Genomic DNA, 16067 nt, shown 5'->3' with positions numbered 1-16067 from the left:
GGCACAACTAAACTGCGACCGTCCCCGACACCATGCGCCGCAGCGTAGCCAAGATTTCCGAGGGATCCAACCCCAGATCCACCGCGCCGCGGGCCAACAAATCCCGCACCCGTTCCCGATCCCCAATTACCTGCAGCAGGGTCAAGTTGGGATCCTGCGCTTGTAGATCACTCACATACTTGTTGACATAGTCAAGGATGGGATCCACCTGTTTCTCAACAGTAGGCGGAACTTCAGGGGGTTCAGGCGTTATTAAACCCTCCGAGGGCTGGGGCTGGGGAACAGAGACGGGAGCAGGCGGCTCCACCGGGGCTTGGTCTTCGGCTATGGGCGTTGAGTCAGAGGCAGATATTGGCGCCTCACCGGCAATCTCAACGGAACTGCCAGAACCTTCACCGGAAATGGAGACCTCAGGTTCTGGGGCGAGGACAGGGATCCCATTGCCCCACACCTGCTTATGCAACTCCGCCCGGAAAGTGGCCAGGGATCCCCGCAGGGCCTGGGCCTGGGCTTGCTGTTCCTGAGCCATCTGAGCCAGCTCCTGTCGAGCCATTTGCCGGAGAGCCTGTACCCACTGCCGCAAATCGGCGCAAAAAGACTGCCGCGCTTGCTGAGTTTTGTCGGCCATCGCCTGCCGAGCCTGCGTATAGGTGCTCAGCAAATGCTCCACAGCCGCAGTCAAGTTGGCCTGGAAAGCCTGCAATTGCTGCCGGCTGGCTTCCAATTGAGCAGCCCGTTCCTGCTCCAGGCGAGCCAGACTCTCTGCCACCGACTTGGCCCGCTGAGCCGCCGCTTCCGAACGGGAGCATTCGTCCAGGGAGCGCCTCACAGCCCGCTCCTGCCTCAGTTTCTGCAATTGGCTGCGGGTTTGCTCCGTCTGGTGCCGTATTGCTTCTTGTCGTTGCTGGCGGCGCTGCCCCAGCTCAACCATCAGGGCTTGGTGCTGCTCTAGGCGCTGCTGCCGGGATCGGCTTAACAAACTTCGGTTTTGAGTCACCCGCCGGCTGCGAGCTATGGCCCATTGTTCCTGCAAACTCATGGTGTTCAATCCCTTACGTCGTGTTCAATGCTTGGGTGGATACAGCTTCTCTGCCCCTTCAAACTCGATATCCAGCTATCATGCCAGTCTGCAGCCCAACACGTCTGCAAGACTCGATCCCTGAACGAAACCCATGAGAGCAAGGCAGAGACCAGAGGTGGATCCCTGCCTCGCTTTCCGAGAGCCTTCACAGCGGCCAGCTCCAGACCCCCGCCCAAGACCCATGACCCGTCAAACCATCACGGTATTGAAGGCAAGGGGATTGAGTGATTGGGCCAGATTTAGACGGCAGGGGCAGCAGCAGTAGCCGTCAGACCCACAGCCTCAGCGTATTTCAGGTAGGTTTCCACGGAAGCCACAACGACGCGGGCTTCAATGGCCAACAGCTCGATCCCAACCAAAGAAACCCGCACCCAGGCATCGACCACGATACCTTTATCCAAGATGCGATCGATCACTTCGGCCAAGCTGGACGAGGAGTTCACTTTCTCTACTGCCATAACGATCTCTCCTGCACTGATACTGCTGATACTGATGAGGGTTGAAAAGGACAGACAACTCGGCGGCAAAATAGCATGTAGAAGGGATCCCAGCTGAGGATTCACCTTCCCTAGGGCGACAGCCGCACCCTCTATCACCCTAGCCCTATTGTGCTGGCTTTTTTCGGGGAGAACACCCGTGGATTCGCTTAAAAAAGACGGCGAACTCGATAGGTTTACCGCTTTTCTAAGCGCCATCCCCCCTACATAGTACTCGCCAGCAGAAAAAATGGGCAAAGATGAGGGCGAGTTTTGAGCCCAAGTTGTGGAAGTGTGGTGGAGGGGCAGTGGGAAGCGGCAGGGATCCCCTATACTGGGGGCAGTGGGCTTGCTGACATACCGTTTCTCGCTGGCTGATAGGGCTGTCGTGACCGATTTCAACACCGGGATCCCGAGCGTGCGTCGCCTGCAGAAGGTCATCAAGGATCGGGAAACCCTCGAGGTCAAACTCAATACCGGAGATGTCTTCGTCGGCCAGTTGCGCTGGCAGGATCCCGATTGCCTCTGTTTAGCCGATGCCGAGGGGCGGGAGTCGCTGCTGTGGCGGTCTGCCATTGCTTTCATCAAGGTCAGGCCTCAGTCTTAAGTACTGCTCCGGATCCCTGTACAGCTCTTCTTCCCAATTTTTGAATAAATCTTTACAACAACTCAGGGCTTTTCTGTCTCCCTCTGAGGGCAGTTTTCTCCAGTTGACCCACTCCTGCTGGGTTTTTGGAGTGGTTGACTACCCTGCCGTCGCCCTGAGTCTATCCCAAAGCCGTCCCCCATTGCTCCGCAACGCTGTTGCAACTGCGTCAGCGGGCCGTAGGCCTTGAGGACGAGGCTTTAGACCCAGTTTTTTGGTAAAAATGCCAATTAAGAAGGGTATGATAAGGAGTGTTAAAAAATCTGATCTCTCCTCACCCAACCATGACGACTGCCCCCATTGAGATACCTCTTCAGCCTGCCGCCCAACGGCATAACCACTACAGCCGCGAAGACTTTTTCCGCTTTAATCTCTCCCAGGGATCCCTTGTGGACTGGACGGGTGCCCGCAATGTCTTGGTAAGCGAAGACTTTATTCTGGGCTTGCAGCAGGGCCTGGAAGAAGAAGTGGGAGATGCCTCAGCTTCTCTGATGTACACCATTGGCCGAGAGTGGGGACGCAACGATGCTGTCCATTTTTCCCGCTGGTTTGAGGAGGAATATCGGCGCCACCCCAAGCAGAGTAATCTAATGTTTCTCTTGGAAACCTGGTGGTGGCCTCTGACCTCGCAAGGATGGGGACGCTGGGAGGTCGAGACCGAGAGTCGGCGGCAAGGGTTTATTTTCATCAACCTCTTTGACTCCGCCGTGGCCCGCACCCTGGGGGATGTCGGTAAACCTGTCTGTCATCTTTACGCCGGATTGTTTGCCGGCTTTTTTAGCACCATGGTGGAACGGCAACTGAACTGCATCGAGATCCAGTGCTACTCCATGGGAGAAAGCTACTGCAAGTTTTTGCTCGGCAGCAAAGATCGCATCGATGCGGCTGCCTTCTGGCTAAACGAAGGGGCCAGTGCTGGTGAAATTGCCCAAAAATTGCGTTCAGGTCAGGGAGTAGCTAAGGCATGACCTGGAAGATTACTTTAGAGGATTCGGTGCAGAGCTTTTTTGCCCGTCTAAATTGGGATAACCGCCCCCTACAGATGCGCTCTCTGCCAATGCCTTTTCTGCAAGTGCGGGAGCATTTTGGTTCCATCCCCTGGGCGGGGGATCCCCTGAGTTTGGCTGCGCATTCTCTGGGATCCCTGTCGGCAGCACCAGAACCCGAGCCGGCAGAAGAACAGATCACCTTGGCAGATCTGTTCAGCTTGTTTTGAGTCTCCTAGCACCCACTGACATCCGGAAGAAGCGAGATGGTAAGCCCCTTGGAGCAGATGCTGATCGAGTCGGAAGCCCGCTACCTCAAGCCAGAGGAGCTGGAGCATCTGAAGGCCTATGTTCTCGGCTGGCCAAAACGACAACATGTGTACCGAGTTTTGCGGGAACGGGAGAGCCAGGTGGTGAGCAAAACCCTAGATGCCCTGCAAAAAGAGATGCCCGACCTTTCTCCACAAGTGTTGGATCTGTGCCGGCGACACCTGCTGTTGCTGCTGCGTCACAGCGCTATGGCCATGTTGCTGCAGGACGAAAACCTCCTGAAGGAGCGGCTGATCGAGTGGATGGAAGAAGAGGTGCGCCTGTACGGGCTGCAGAGGGTTTATGAGGTTGCCTATCGGATTTTCCAGCAAGAGCTGAGAGACCATTTGGCTCCTGGAGAGTTGGAGTTTATCCGCCCCTTAATCACCCAGGTACAGGTGGCCTTGCTGTTTTAGAGCTAGATACTTTTTTGCTTTTTGCATTTTTCGGTGCTAGAGCGCTCTATCTCAACTAGCCGGAGACTTCAGTGTCGTTGGAGTTAATGTTAGCGTTGTAGTAAATCTGCCCAAGGGGTATTCAATTGCTGGAGGGATCGCCATAAGATTTGGAGCGTAAACAACCGTTCTCCCAGCTCAACAACCAACGAACTGTCAACTGCACCCTGCTCCTATTTGGATGCTTAGAGCTCAATAACGACTTGGATTGGATAACCAGGGGATCCCTTATGACCGGCACTAGCTCTATCTCCAATGGCTCAGTCACCTTTGATCCCTATACGCCTGTTTTGGCCAACTACTATGCACCCAGCGCCTATCTGCGAAGCGATTTGGAATCCGGCTTGCTGGAAAGTCGCCACGGTGAGCGTCTCTTGGCCCTTCCAGAGGCATTGCTGCGGGGCATCTACACGGGCCTGGAATACGAGACTGGCCAGGCTGCTCGTTTGGTATTGCGCAACTGTGGTCGGATGTGGGGCAAGGAGTTTTTCCGCCGTTTTGCCCAAGAACTCTCCGACTACTACCAGAAGCCTTTGGCCGAGCTGGAGATGGGCCTTTTCCTGCAAAGTCTGAGACAAGCTTGGAAAACTCATGGCTGGGGATTGATCGAGATCGACTGGACTTACAAAGATCAAGGAGTGCTGGTGGTGTCGATTCGCAATTCCCCCTTCGCTGCCGCCACGCCTCCCCATTTCAAGCGGCCGATGGGCTTTCTGGAGGCAGGGCTGTTGGCCACCTGGTTTAGCCAGCTAACCGGCCAGGATTTGCTCTGCGTGCAAACTGCCAGCGAGGCTTTGGGAGCGAAGAGCAATTTGTTTGTCGTAACCGCTGCTGCCCGCCTCAAAGAGGGAGAAGCCTGGGTGGACTCCGGCCTCAACCATGAGCAGATCCTGGAAAAGCTCCTGCAGCCCAGCTAGGCGATGGGGGCTGGTTTTCCCCAGAGGGATGGGATCCCAACAGGGATGAGTCTGTATAATTTTCTGGAAGCAAGGCGAGCTCAAGCGCACGAGGGTGTGGCCATTGGGGTGGCGAGTCAGAGCAATTCGGGGAGCCATCACCGTACCTACAAACAGTGCCGAGGCCATTGGCGCGGCGGTGGCTGAGCTGCTGGATACGCTAGAGCACCGCAACGCCCTCGATCCGGCTGAACTAGTCAGCGTTATTTTTTCCGTTACCCCTGATTTAAATGCAGCTTTTCCCGCCCAGTTTGCTCGTCGTCGCCCCGGTTGGGAGTCGGTGCCTCTGTTGGATGTGCAACAGATGGAGGTGAGCGGCGACTTACCCCGTTGCATTCGGGTTTTGATCCAGTTGAATACTCCACTTGCTCAAGCGGACATGCAGCATGTTTATCTGCGAGGTGCCCGCGAGTTAAGGCCAGATCTCAGCACTGTTTGATCGATCCATACAGCACCAGCACAGGGTTGACACTCTCACCGACTAAAGTCGGGGGATTTCTACACTGGAGGTGGGACAGTCTGTTGCCATGGGCAACATGGGGCATGATGGATCCCGGATTTGCCCCGCTTATTCTGGGGGAAAAGAATGGCTTAACTCAAGTTGATCCGGGTCGTATCACTACTGATTTGGGAAGGCGCAGAACATCCAGATTCACTCATAGACTTACTTGGACTTACAGTCATTTTAAACAGGTATGAAACATTTCCATCCAGCTCCCCTTTCTTTTTGGGAGATGGGGTGATGGCAGCGGCACAGAGCACTTGGGGGGCTTCTCAATTAGCTTAAAATGACTCTACTTAAGATAAGAGTAGATCTGAGAGCTCAAGGAGACAACTTTTCTCGCAGACGGTTTTCCCACTGTTGCAGTTGCTCTTGGCGAGCGGCCACCTCTGCTTCGCGACGGCTCAGCTCTTGGCTTTGCCGAGTCAAGGATTGCCGCCAGCTTTCAATCTCCGACAGATCCACCAGACTGTGGGTTCGGGATAGGTTGTGCAACATCTCCACCAGCTTCATGGCTGCCTCTTCCACCCGCCGTACCTGCCGCTCTTCCGAAAGCTCAACCAGCAGCAACACCCCAATGTTGTAAGGGCCAACCTCTTTGCAGGTGACCCCTTCTGGCTTGCGCAGCGGCATCCAAACCCCGTCCTCGGCCTGCCGGGCCAAGAGCTGCAGCTCCCCCTGGCCGAAGAGACTTTTTTTGTGTACCCGTGCCAGATACAGCATGGAACATGTAGGAAGATGCTGCCGATTTTAGCACCGATCCCTTTTATTGAAGAGGGATCCCGTCCCTACACCCAAACCTGGGTTTTGTTGTCCGTGCCACCAGGAGGATCAATGCTAGGATCGGCTGTGGAATGGATAAGGCTCAACGCTCTCCCGTCTTCATCGTTTAGGGATCCCTGGCATGTTTCTCACCCAAAGCCCCTACTTCTTGATGGCAGCGCTGGTGGCGATTGCCAGTGGAGCCATCTTCGCGGTTCGGTTCATCAAGCGCGAGGCCTCCGCTGAGTATGACGTGATTTTTGCCACGATGGGCCTGATCTATTCCGTCTGCTTGCTCTTGGAAGGTCAGCGGCTCATCCCGTTGCTGTTCTTTGCGCAGGTGTTGCTGGCGGTGATGGCCGGCTGGTTTGCCATCGAAACCTTCCGTTTGCGGATTCTCTTAAGCGAAAAAGCACGGCAGGTGGGCGGGGCTCGTCCGACCGTTCGGCGGCAAGGCTTCAGCCGCACCTATCCCCCGGATGGCTATGCCCAAGGACGCACGGTTTCCACTCGAGCCGAGGGATCCCGTATTCGCGACACCTCCTCCACCCGCTCCATTCCCGAAGGCAGCGCAGAGCCGAGCCGTCGCCCGCGGCCCCAACTGACCAGCGATACCCGTGTGCGTCCCCGCCGCCGACCCGAAGGGGATGAGTATTACGAGGAGCCAGGGGTCCGCCCGCGTCAGGATACGGACTACGATGAACCAGCACCGCCGCCAGAGGCCCGCCGCCCCCGTCGTCCTGCCACCGAAGAGTATCCAGAGGATGTGGATGTGCAGGAAGAGCGCAGCACAGGTACAGCTACTCGTCGCCGTCCCCCACGGTTGCCCCAAGACCAAGGGGAAAGCTACGCGGATGAACCCCCCCGCCGTCCTTCCCGCCGCGTTGTCGAAGTAGAGCCAGTAGAGGTGGAGCCAGAAGAGTACGATGACGATCTGTTCTGACAAGCTCTCGACACTGCTCTGAAACTCAATAGGGACAGCGCCAGCCTTGCTTGGGAGGTGTGGTGAATCCGGTTGGATCCCTCAGCCTGTGTTGCGCATCCCGGCGGCAATGCCGTTAATGGTAAGTAAAGCTCCACGCAGAAGTTCAGCTCGGTCGTAGCGTGTTCGTCCGGTGCGGGATCCCTGACGCTCTCGCAGGCGCTTGAGGAGGGAGACTTGGATAAAGCCGAGGGGCACAATAGAGCGGTTGCGCAACTGCACCGAGCGCTTCAAATAAGGGTCGTTCTCCAACAGTTCGCTGTGACCCGTAATCTGCAGCACTATTGTGCGGGTGCGGTGCATTTCTTGGGCAATACACTCAAACAGCTCCATCGCCCGCTCTAGACGTTCTGGAGAGCTCATCTCCCGCACGTAGTGACGCGCTATTTGCAAATCCACCTTGGCCAGAGTCATCTCCACTTTGGAGATCACCATGCGGAAGAAAGGCCATTCGCGATAGAGGTGCTGCAGGTGGTTGAGGTTGTGCTCGCCCCTGGCCACGTATTCTTGTAGGGCAGTGCCAACCCCATACCAGGCCGGCAAGAGAAAGCGGCTTTGCGTCCAACTGAATACCCAGGGAATGGCCCGCAGGGATCCGATGTCTTTTTGGCTACCGCTGCGGCGGGCGGGACGGGAGCTGATCTGCAGTTGGCTGATCTCTTCAATGGGGGTGACCTCGTGGAAAAACTCCACAAAGCCCTCCTGCTCGTAGACCAGGTTACGGTACACCTGCCGGGAGCGCTCCGCCAAGGATTCCATCAGGCGCGACCACTCGTGCAGATCGTTGGGGTAGGTGCGCAGTAGGCTGGCCTGGATCACGGCGCTGGTGACGGTTTCCAGGTTAAAAATGGCCAGATCCTGGAGGGAATACTTGGAGGCCAACACCTCTCCCTGTTCGGTAATTTTGATGCGGCCCCCCACACTGCGCCCTGGCTGAGCCAAGATGGCCTCGTAAGCCGGGCCCCCCCCACGGCCCACCGAACCGCCCCGGCCATGGAAGATCTGCAGCTTCACCCCGTAGGATTCGGCCACCGTCTGCAGGCGTTGTTGAGCCTTGTAAATCTCCCAGTTGCTGCTCAAAAAGCCGGAATCTTTGTTGCTATCGGAGTAGCCCAGCATCACCTCCTGTAGATTCCCCTGCTGAGCCAAGTACTGGCGATAGAAAGGGATCTCCAGCAACTGCCGCAAAACTTCCGGGGCCCGCTTCAGGTCTTCGACGGTCTCAAACAGCGGCACCACCGCCAGGGATCCGCGACCACTGATGGGATCGTAGAGACCCACCTCCTTGGCCATCAGCAGCACCTCCAACAGGTCGCTTAACTGGCGGCTCATGCTGATCACATAGGTTTGGCAAATGGCCAAGCCGAATTCCTGCTGCATGCGGCGCAGGGTGCGAAAGGTGGCGATCAGCTCTGCCGTTTTCTCGGAAAAGGCGATCTCCAGCGGTATCAGAGGCCGACGGGTTTGCAGCTCCTGCAGGAGAAAGGCGGTTTTTTCCTCTTCCGTCATCTCGCTGTAGGGGCGCGGCAAAATGCGCAGGTACTCGAAAATCTCCGTGAGAGCGGCTTCGTGGTAGCTGCTGTCTTGGCGGATATCCAGATGGGCCAGGTGAAAGCCAAACACCTGTACCTGTTGAATGAGATGATCCAACTGACGGCAGGAAAGGCCGCTGTTTTTCAAGCTTTTCTGGATAAGCTGCAAGTCGGCCAGAAATTCTTCTGCGTTGGCATAGGCGTTGTCCACGGGGGGAGGGGTGGGCAAACAAGCGGAGTCGGCCAAGTTGCGATTGCGCTCCCGCGTTAACTCCAGCCGCCGCTGAATGTAGCTGAGCTTGAGGCGGTAGGGCTCTTGGCGGTATTGCAGCGAAAACGATTCGTAAACCTCAGGCATGAGGCGGTGATCCTGCTCAAGGGCATCCAGCAGTTGGCTGTCCACATCCCCCCAGTGCAGGGAAATGCTCAGGGTTTTGGTGAGAGCCTTCACCGATTCGATGTACTTGCCCAGGATGAGGTTGCGCTGATAGCGGGCCGTTTGCCAGGTAACATCGGCGGTGACGGAAGGGTTGCCATCCCGATCCCCGCCTACCCACGAGCCGAAGTTGCAAAATCCTGCCGGCGGTGGCTCGACGCTGGGAAAAGCCTTTTTCAAGCTGCGGCTGAGGTACTCGTGCAGCAGGGGGATGGCCTGAAACAACACCTCTTCAAAATAGTGCAAGGTGTAATCGACTTCGTTCAAAACAGTCGGCTTGGACTGATGCAACTCGTCGGTACGCCACCAAAGCAAGACTTCTTCCGCCATCTGTTCTTTTATCATCTGGGCCTGCAAAGGCTGGGTTTGTTCTGCCCAATCCAGTTGGCCGAGCAGGCGAGAGAAAGCTCGTTGCTTCTCGCGGATGGTGTGGCGGACGATCTCGGTGGGGTGGGCGGTAAAGACCATGCGAATGTGCAACTGCTCCAGCAATCTGCGCAGTAGGCCCGGCGGCACCCCTTGAGCCCGCAGGTAAGGGAACAGGCGTTCAAATTTTTCGTTTTCCCGCACGGTGCGCTGTTGGCTATCCACCATGCGCATGTCGGAGTCTTCTGCCCGTTCGTAGTGCTGTTCAACAATGTTGATCAACTGGAAGAAGAGGGCAAAGGCCCGTGCCGTTTGGATGGTGGCGTCGAGGCTGAGGTACTCGATAATTTGTAGTACCTCTGGGATCGGGTACTCCAGGGCTTGTCCTTCTGGGGAACACATGGAACGCAGTCGCTGCAACAGATCCACCAGAGACTGACCGCACTCCTGCAGGATCACCGATTCCCAGAGTTCTTCCACCAATTGCAGGCGACGGTTCAACAGGTTGTTCCTGCGGTTGAAGGCTTCGTTGACTTGAAGGGAATGGGCCAAGGGATCCCGTTCCCCAAACAGGGATGCCTCCTTCAGCCCGTTGGCAGAACCCGCTGCCCCCTCTGCAGCGGTCAGGTGGGGGGAAGAGGTCATGAAGGCAGCTCCTAGAATAACCATCCCAATATTAGAGCCTGTTTGTCAAAACGGCAGATGTAGCAGGTATCACGCTCAGATTGCGGTCTTCTCCGCGTCGGATTTTGTAGTTGAGCCTACAAATTGCAAGAAAAAAGTGTTTTACTTTCCGAGAGTGCCGGTCTAACGCTTTGCGGGAAGGAGTTCTGGTGGCTGCCACCCTGTTTATCAACGCACATCTGCTGGATCCCGACCAGGGATTGGACGAGATCGGGCAACTGCGGGTGGAGGAGGGCAAGATCGCTGCAATTGGACGCCACCTGCCTGTCTGTGGGGCAGAAGTTGTGGATTTGCGAGGGCAGCTCCTCACCCCTGGCTGGATCGATATTCACACCCATGTTTTTACATCAGTGGGGGATTTTTGTCTGCCGGCGGATGAGGTGGGGATCCGCTCAGGGGTGACCACGGTGGTGGAGGCGGGGATCACCTTCCCGGCGTTTTGTGCAACGGTGGCGTCAACTGCCCAGACGCGGGTTTATGCTTTGATCCTTCTCTGCTCTACATCGCCACTGCGGATTTCATCGCCCACCGCCTCAGGCTGGCTGTGGATTGGAAAAATCAAGATCTGGATCGGGCCAGAGCAGTGATCGAGACCCATCGCCAGGTGGTGGTTGGCCGCAAGGCTCGTCCCACCCTCAAGCTGGGAGAGAGGGAATCACCCACGCTCACTTCTGCTCTGATTCTTGGCGAAGAATATGCCTGCCGATCATGATTCATCTGGGCCGCTTCCCGATGGATGAGGTGTTGGATCCCTCAGATTTGTTGGATCGCCTGCGTTCGGGAGAGATTGTCAGCAACGAACAAAAGGCCCGCGCCCGCGACTACGCATTGCAGGTGGTAGAGCTAGAATCCAAGGCAATTGCAGCTTTCAACCGCAAGCTGGCAGCCTTGTCACTGCTTTGAGCCACTCTGGATTGGATGCCCATTTTGTGATCTCGGATCAGCAGTGGATGGAACGGTGTCTATCCCTGGCCCGTTCTACACCTCAGCGTCCCTCTCCCAATCCGCGGGTGAGTTGCGTGATCGTGCAGGGGGATCGGGTGGTGGGGGAAGGCGTTCATCCGGGGGCAGGGCAGCCCCATGCGGAGGTGTTGGCTCTGCAACAGGCGGGATCCCTGGCCAGAGGGGCAACGCTCTACGTCAACCTGGAGCCCTGCAACCACTATGGCCGTACCCCTCCCTGTACCGAGGCCATCCTAGCTGCCGGGATCCGGCGGGTGGTGGTGGGGATGCAGGATCCCAATCCCTTGGTGGCTGGCAAAGGGATCCGCTGCCTGCAGGAGGCGGGGATCGACGTGACGGTGGGAGTGCTGGAGCGGGAGTGCCAGGAGCTGAACGAGGGGTTTGCCTTCGCCATTGTGCGGCAACAGTGTTTCGGCCTGCTGAAATACGCCATGACCCTGGATGGCAAGAGCGCCGCCGCCACCGGCCACAGCCGCTGGATCAGCAACTCTCCGGCGCGGCAGTGGGTACACCAACAGCGGGCCTGGCACGATGCGGTGATTGTGGGATCCCGAACCGTTTGGCAGGATAACCCGCGCCTCACCTGTCGCCTGGCGGAGTTGCAGGGATCCCAGCCGTTGCGGGTTGTTCTCAGCCGTTCTCTGAACCTGCCCCCTTCTGCCCATCTGTGGCAGGTGGAAGAAGCGCCGACGTTGGTGATCACAGAAGCTGTGGCAACCCATCCTTTGTGGGGATCCCTGGCCAAGCAGGGGGTGGAGCTGCTGCATCTGCCCCAAGTAACCCCCTCGCGGGCGGCACAGGTGCTCTTTCAGCGGGGGTGTCTGAGTGCCCTCTGGGAATGCGGGGGCACGCTGGCCTGGGCAGCCCTCAAAGATGGGGCGATCCAGAAAGTAGCCGCCTTTATCGCTCCCAAGATCCTAGGCGGAGCCGCTGCGCCAACCCCGGTAGCAGGGGAGGGGATCCCTGATGTCAACCAAAGCTGGCAACTGGTGGAGCCGCGGCTGGAGACCTTGGGGGATAACTGGTTGATCATCGGAAAGATCTCCTCTTCAGTTGGCCACAGTAACCTACTAAAGTGACCAGCTTTCGATTGCCATACAGGGAGCTTCAGGTTTCTGAACGAACAGGCTGATATCTGTTCAATGTAAATGGATATACTCATCAGAAAAACACGGCATTTCTGCAAAGTGGGGTTCAGAATTGAGCTCAATTGTGCTAGGCTGGTCAATGTTTTGGGGGGGTCAATTGACGTTTTGGTAAGGTCAGCAAAATCAAGCTGTAGGGATCTATCGAGATTTTCCTGAGGTGAGCCTTGCAAACGGCAACGACGAAGACTCTAGCCTCTTTGTCCAGCCCTTCTTTGCTTGCCCAGTGAGCGGCTTGAAAGTCGTCCTATCTCATTTTCAAGTACAAATCCCAGGATAAGGAAGGGCATTGTGTTGAATCTTTTTGCCAGCCTGCTGTTTGCATCCGCTTTCCTCAGCCCATCGGGAAACGTCGTCATCGAGGGGGATCCAGGGGAGTGGGTTTTCGCCGATCATCAAGTCCTAGAAGGGGTTACTCTAACCCTTCTCACACGGCCCGGAGAGAGCTTGGCCTCTTGGAGAGAGATGCTCTCCGTCATGGACGTTCATGTCGAGGGATCGCCGCGCTTTCTTGCCAACCACATGCGGGACAACCTCCTGGCCAACTGTCCCCAAACGACTTGGGAGTTCCATCGGGAGAGCGAAGAAGATGTGCTCTACGAGTTTCGCAGTGCTGGCTGTCGTGGAACGGTGAGTGGAGTTGAGGAACATGAGATTGGCCGGATCACCCGAGGCCCAAGCGGCAGTGTGCGCATTGCCTATGCCGCAAAGCCAGAGATGACGTCCGAAGTGCGAAGCCGCTGGCTGAACTTACTGGGCAGCGAGGTGGGGACAGCTCAGGGTTTTCCCATTCGCAACCTCAGCGGGGCGATTGCACAGCCTTCTTCCCCGGTTTCGGAAGCCCCAACCGCAGAGCGGCAGATCGCCCGGTGGCTGCAGGAAGCAACCGATGCCCTGAAGCAGCAGGAAGATTTGCTGGCCGAGCTGGATCGCCTAGGTCAGGAAGCGCAGGCGGATGCCCGTGCCTACAGCCAAGGAACCCCCAAAGAGGCGGGGCTAAGGACAATCGGCCTGTACCGAGGTCGGGGGGACGGCAGCCCTGGCGAGGCCACAACCGAGTTCAAGACCACTGACACCTTGATCTGGGCCATCTTGCCGGTGGGCAACCTTCCTGCCAACGCCAAGGTGGAGATGCTCTGGTACTACGAGGGCGGAGAAGCTGGGGGCGAGCAACTAATCCGCAAGCTCGATGTTCCCTGGGATCCCGGCGACACGGTGCAAGGCTATTTGAGCTTCAGCCAGCCCTACACCGGCCGCTACCGCGTCGAGATTCATGTCAACGGCGAGAAGGTGGGAGTTGGCCGCTTCACAATCCAATAGTCTCCTGCAAGAAGTACCCCTCCTACGGGGTTACACAGGCTTGGGGGTGGACAATCTCCATCACCAACTCCGACGGGGTGAAGACTGTTGTGCTGGGATCCAGAGGGGGGCTTGCTATCCTCGACGGGTTCTGCTGACAGGCCTGGCTTTGAGGTTGTAGATAAGGCTGGTGCGGTATTGCAACAGCAAATTGCGCAGATAAAGGGGCAAGTTGCGTCGGTAGAGGGAGCGGGTTTTGCGGTAGATAGACTTGCTGCGCCGGTTAATTGCTTGGCTGCGCCGCTGCAAAGAGGTTTGGAGTGGACGTTGGAGTGCCAGGGATCCGGGCACACGCATCAACCTTGGCCGTACCATACCCCCCCTCGAGAGCGGCGTTGAAAGTTAGATCCACTGTAGGGGATCCTCAGGGGAGCAGCCGCCAGCGGGTCAGCCTATTGCGCAGGCGGTCTGCCCAGCTTGCCGAGATCCCGGCAAAAGTTTCATCCCTCTCCAGATCTTGCAACAACTGCCGACCCAGAGGTGCCAGACGGTACCGGTCGGTGATCCCCTGCCCATCCACTTCCCGCCGCAACAGCCCCACCTGAATCAGCCACATCAGCTCCTGATCCACCCGCATTTCCGATAACGGGCGTCGGCTGTAGCCCGCTTGAACGCCGGCCCAACCTGCAATCTTTGCCGGTGGGATCCCTTTTGTGCTCATGGCCTGCAGCAAGGGCAACCGAAAAGGGCTGCAAATCCAGGCACGCCAAGCCCTTCTGTACACTGACTCAGAGTCATGGAGCATGAGGGACAAGGGGAGTCCTTATGTTCTTATTCAATTCTGTCAATGGCCGTTGAGCAGCAGGCTTGTTACAATAAATTACGATATGTTGATCATCCTTGCCATTGTTGTCCTCCTGGGATTCTGGGCGCTGCGCTTGATGGAGCAGGCTTTTCAGAGTCAGGAGTTCTCGCGCATGTTGGCAGGGACACTGGTGGCTGTGGCTGCCGGCGGCGTCTTGACCTGTTACTTTCTGATGAGCGATACCCTTCAGATGTTGTTTCATCTGCAAGCGCAGTCCCCCTCTTCCTACTCTCAAGATCTGCTCTCCGATTTGAGCTGGCTTGATCAGTAAATGGGCGGTCATGAGCTACACCAATGCAGTAGCTCCGCTAGCGAGGTTGTGACGCAGCTTTTATAGTCGTTTTAAGCCGGAATGAAACATTTCCATCTAGCTCCCCTCTCTTGCTGGGGGTAGGGCGGCAGCGGAGAACGCTTAGGGAGTGTTTCAATCTAGTTTGAAATGGAAGGCCAAAGTATCTGGGGTTATGGCATCCTCCTGCATCCGCAAGGATGGAGTAGCAAGACCTGCCGCCCGCTTGCCAACAGTGAGCGGGAGAAATCCTGCAAGCTGTGAAAAAATCCGTTGACTTGAGCCGTGGGAAGAATGTCAATGGGCCAATTGGGTTGCCAGCCAGGCTCGGATGCTTCGGATCATTTGGTGGTTGGGGGCCAGTAGGTTCTGGTAGATCAACTGTCCAAAAGCATCGATGGGGCTGAACTCTTGCCCGACTTGGAAAGGATAGCTAAAACCCAGTGGAGTGAGGTGATCCCCCTCGAGATGCTGCCACTCGGTGTGGCCTTGATACTTGCGGCAAAGCTGCTGGTAGAGCAGAGGAATGTCGTCAATATCATCCTGTCGAAATTCCACAAGCAGGTTGTTTCTAACCGGATACTGCTCCTCAATTAAGCGGTTGGTTTCTGCTGGGGAAGGCTCGAACTCCAACCACAGGTTCACAGGCGGCGAGGAGGATCCCATCCACATCCGCCACAGATCGGCAAGCTGTTGTTGAGGCCAAGCTTGAGCCAACAGCCGCAGCAATGGCAAAGCCCGATCTAGCCCGGCATTGCTGTAGGCCAGGAAAATATTGCCTCGCCGCTGGGATCCCAGAGAAGGAACGGCTAGACAAGAGAGGATCTGCAACTTACAGCCCAGGCTATGACCCAAACCAAACAGGGGCAACTCCAGCAAACCCTTGCTTTGCAGGCTTCTGTGCAAAGATTGGGCTGCGTTGAGCGCCAGTTGGGCGTGATCGATATCGGTGGTGTAGGGGGTGGCAACAACGGCCATGCCCATACGGGCCAGTTCTTCCAGCAGGCGGCTGTAGAACACTTGCGGGGCAGCTCCCACAAAAGCTCCACCCAGAAAGTGAACGACGGCGCGGGGTTGAGGGGGCAGAAGGAACCAAGTATGCCCATCGGTTTGCCAAGTTGGTGCCATGGTGTTGCAACCTCGCCTGCGAGTTTGTTGAAGCTTTCCCCATAACCCAGCGCTCGGCAGATCCCACTTTGCCCACCTCACGCCGGTTCCCTGCGCTGGCCAGCCCCTGGAACTCATCCTAATGGACATCTTGCCCAGACATGGGGATCCCCAGTTAACTTCTGATGCAGCAGGCAAAACTGATACATTTACGCTGAACACTGCT

19 protein-coding genes are annotated in these 16067 nt (G+C 56.8%); 12 read left to right on the top strand and 7 right to left on the bottom strand.

Annotated features, from left to right (window positions below):
• Positions 1–7 precede the first annotated feature (7 nt).
• Complete coding sequence (gvpC, locus tag NW818_RS08370; RefSeq protein ID WP_414424298.1) at positions 8–1039, bottom strand: gas vesicle protein GvpC; 1032 nt, start codon at positions 1037–1039, stop codon at positions 8–10.
• A 281-nt stretch (positions 1040–1320) separates the two neighbouring features.
• Positions 1321–1539, bottom strand: coding sequence for a gas vesicle structural protein GvpA (gene gvpA, locus NW818_RS08365; protein WP_011429717.1), 219 nt, complete (start codon positions 1537–1539; stop codon positions 1321–1323).
• A 304-nt stretch (positions 1540–1843) separates the two neighbouring features.
• On the opposite strand from gvpA, the gene NW818_RS08360 reads away from it, so the two are divergent.
• The 6 genes from NW818_RS08360 (at position 1844) to aroH (ending at position 5348) form a co-directional block, all read left to right on the top strand.
• On the top strand, positions 1844–2164 hold the full coding sequence (locus NW818_RS08360; protein WP_414415719.1) for an Hfq-related RNA-binding protein: 321 nt from the start codon (positions 1844–1846) through the stop codon (positions 2162–2164).
• Positions 2165–2487: 323 nt separating this feature from the next.
• Positions 2488–3171 (top strand): V4R domain-containing protein, encoded by a 684-nt coding sequence (locus tag NW818_RS08355; protein ID WP_011433430.1) that lies wholly within the window; start codon positions 2488–2490, stop codon positions 3169–3171.
• Complete coding sequence (locus NW818_RS08350; RefSeq protein ID WP_414330906.1) at positions 3168–3419, top strand: hypothetical protein; 252 nt, start codon at positions 3168–3170, stop codon at positions 3417–3419. Before NW818_RS08355 ends, NW818_RS08350 begins: the two co-directional genes overlap by 4 nt.
• Positions 3420–3455: 36 nt before the next feature.
• Positions 3456–3914, top strand: coding sequence for a hypothetical protein (locus NW818_RS08345; protein ID WP_414330903.1), 459 nt, complete (start codon positions 3456–3458; stop codon positions 3912–3914).
• 269 nt (positions 3915–4183) lie between these two features.
• Entirely contained in the window at positions 4184–4870 is a 687-nt protein-coding gene (locus tag NW818_RS08340; protein WP_414424297.1) for a V4R domain-containing protein, read from the top strand.
• Between the two features lie 103 nt (positions 4871–4973).
• On the top strand, positions 4974–5348 hold the full coding sequence (gene aroH / locus NW818_RS08335) for a chorismate mutase (protein WP_011433434.1): 375 nt from the start codon (positions 4974–4976) through the stop codon (positions 5346–5348).
• A gap of 384 nt (positions 5349–5732) precedes the next feature.
• Here the strand turns inward: aroH and NW818_RS08330 are convergent, their stop codons facing one another.
• Positions 5733–6134 carry a hypothetical protein gene (locus NW818_RS08330; protein WP_414330894.1) on the bottom strand — a complete coding sequence of 134 codons (402 nt, stop codon included), beginning with the start codon at positions 6132–6134 and terminating at the stop codon, positions 5733–5735.
• Positions 6135–6315: 181 nt separating this feature from the next.
• Here NW818_RS08330 and NW818_RS08325 point away from each other — a divergent pair, with 181 nt between their 5' ends.
• Positions 6316–7116 carry a Ycf66 family protein gene (locus tag NW818_RS08325; protein ID WP_414424296.1) on the top strand — a complete coding sequence of 267 codons (801 nt, stop codon included), beginning with the start codon at positions 6316–6318 and terminating at the stop codon, positions 7114–7116.
• 81 nt (positions 7117–7197) lie between these two features.
• Here the strand turns inward: NW818_RS08325 and ppc are convergent, their stop codons facing one another.
• Entirely contained in the window at positions 7198–10134 is a 2937-nt protein-coding gene (ppc, locus tag NW818_RS08320) for a phosphoenolpyruvate carboxylase (protein ID WP_414424295.1), read from the bottom strand.
• Positions 10135–10322: 188 nt separating this feature from the next.
• Between ppc and NW818_RS08315 the strand changes: the two genes are divergently transcribed.
• The 4 genes from NW818_RS08315 to NW818_RS08300 all read left to right on the top strand — a co-directional run bounded on the left by NW818_RS08315 (position 10323) and on the right by NW818_RS08300 (position 13601).
• On the top strand, positions 10323–10760 hold the full coding sequence (locus NW818_RS08315; RefSeq protein ID WP_414424294.1) for a hypothetical protein: 438 nt from the start codon (positions 10323–10325) through the stop codon (positions 10758–10760).
• 121 nt (positions 10761–10881) lie between these two features.
• Positions 10882–11076, top strand: a complete 195-nt coding sequence (locus NW818_RS08310; protein ID WP_414424293.1) for a hypothetical protein — start codon at positions 10882–10884, stop codon at positions 11074–11076.
• Positions 11077–11102: 26 nt separating this feature from the next.
• Positions 11103–12215 carry a bifunctional diaminohydroxyphosphoribosylaminopyrimidine deaminase/5-amino-6-(5-phosphoribosylamino)uracil reductase RibD gene (gene ribD, locus NW818_RS08305; RefSeq protein WP_414424311.1) on the top strand — a complete coding sequence of 371 codons (1113 nt, stop codon included), beginning with the start codon at positions 11103–11105 and terminating at the stop codon, positions 12213–12215.
• A gap of 357 nt (positions 12216–12572) precedes the next feature.
• Positions 12573–13601, top strand: coding sequence for a hypothetical protein (locus tag NW818_RS08300; protein ID WP_414424292.1), 1029 nt, complete (start codon positions 12573–12575; stop codon positions 13599–13601).
• A 114-nt stretch (positions 13602–13715) separates the two neighbouring features.
• Here NW818_RS08300 and NW818_RS08295 read toward each other — a convergent pair whose 3' ends face one another.
• Together NW818_RS08295 and NW818_RS08290 are read right to left on the bottom strand one after the other, a co-directional pair.
• Positions 13716–13955, bottom strand: coding sequence for a hypothetical protein (locus tag NW818_RS08295; protein WP_148202739.1), 240 nt, complete (start codon positions 13953–13955; stop codon positions 13716–13718).
• 49 nt (positions 13956–14004) lie between these two features.
• Complete coding sequence (locus tag NW818_RS08290) at positions 14005–14385, bottom strand: Npun_F0494 family protein (protein ID WP_414329149.1); 381 nt, start codon at positions 14383–14385, stop codon at positions 14005–14007.
• 82 nt (positions 14386–14467) lie between these two features.
• Between NW818_RS08290 and NW818_RS08285 the strand changes: the two genes are divergently transcribed.
• On the top strand, positions 14468–14716 hold the full coding sequence (locus NW818_RS08285; RefSeq protein ID WP_011433446.1) for a hypothetical protein: 249 nt from the start codon (positions 14468–14470) through the stop codon (positions 14714–14716).
• Between the two features lie 315 nt (positions 14717–15031).
• Here the strand turns inward: NW818_RS08285 and NW818_RS08280 are convergent, their stop codons facing one another.
• On the bottom strand, positions 15032–15862 hold the full coding sequence (locus tag NW818_RS08280) for a DUF1350 family protein (protein ID WP_414424291.1): 831 nt from the start codon (positions 15860–15862) through the stop codon (positions 15032–15034).
• Between the last annotated feature and the right edge of the window lie 205 nt (positions 15863–16067).

The sequence above is a fragment of the Synechococcus sp. R6-5 genome (assembly GCF_047461775.1).
Taxonomy (GTDB): Bacteria; Cyanobacteriota; Cyanobacteriia; order Thermostichales; family Thermostichaceae; genus Thermostichus.
This window is presented reverse-complemented; position numbering and strand designations above follow the sequence as displayed.

Bases quoted from the DNA above. Each gene is read 5' to 3' on its own strand.
- NW818_RS08310 (WP_414424293.1), top strand. From the start codon at position 10,882: ATGATTCATCTGGGCCGCTTCCCGATGGATGAGGTGTTGGATCCCTCA.
- gvpA (WP_011429717.1), bottom strand. From the start codon at position 1,539: ATGGCAGTAGAGAAAGTGAACTCCTCGTCCAGCTTGGCCGAAGTGATC.
- NW818_RS08350 (WP_414330906.1), top strand. From the start codon at position 3,168: ATGACCTGGAAGATTACTTTAGAGGATTCGGTGCAGAGCTTTTTTGCC.
- NW818_RS08340 (WP_414424297.1), top strand. From the start codon at position 4,184: ATGACCGGCACTAGCTCTATCTCCAATGGCTCAGTCACCTTTGATCCC.
- NW818_RS08330 (WP_414330894.1), bottom strand. From the start codon at position 6,134: ATGCTGTATCTGGCACGGGTACACAAAAAAAGTCTCTTCGGCCAGGGG.
- NW818_RS08325 (WP_414424296.1), top strand. From the start codon at position 6,316: ATGTTTCTCACCCAAAGCCCCTACTTCTTGATGGCAGCGCTGGTGGCG.
- NW818_RS08295 (WP_148202739.1), bottom strand. From the start codon at position 13,955: ATGGTACGGCCAAGGTTGATGCGTGTGCCCGGATCCCTGGCACTCCAA.
- NW818_RS08285 (WP_011433446.1), top strand. From the start codon at position 14,468: ATGTTGATCATCCTTGCCATTGTTGTCCTCCTGGGATTCTGGGCGCTG.
- ppc (WP_414424295.1), bottom strand. From the start codon at position 10,134: ATGACCTCTTCCCCCCACCTGACCGCTGCAGAGGGGGCAGCGGGTTCT.
- gvpC (WP_414424298.1), bottom strand. From the start codon at position 1,039: ATGAGTTTGCAGGAACAATGGGCCATAGCTCGCAGCCGGCGGGTGACT.
- NW818_RS08280 (WP_414424291.1), bottom strand. From the start codon at position 15,862: ATGGCACCAACTTGGCAAACCGATGGGCATACTTGGTTCCTTCTGCCC.
- NW818_RS08290 (WP_414329149.1), bottom strand. From the start codon at position 14,385: ATGCTCCATGACTCTGAGTCAGTGTACAGAAGGGCTTGGCGTGCCTGG.
- NW818_RS08355 (WP_011433430.1), top strand. From the start codon at position 2,488: ATGACGACTGCCCCCATTGAGATACCTCTTCAGCCTGCCGCCCAACGG.
- NW818_RS08345 (WP_414330903.1), top strand. From the start codon at position 3,456: ATGGTAAGCCCCTTGGAGCAGATGCTGATCGAGTCGGAAGCCCGCTAC.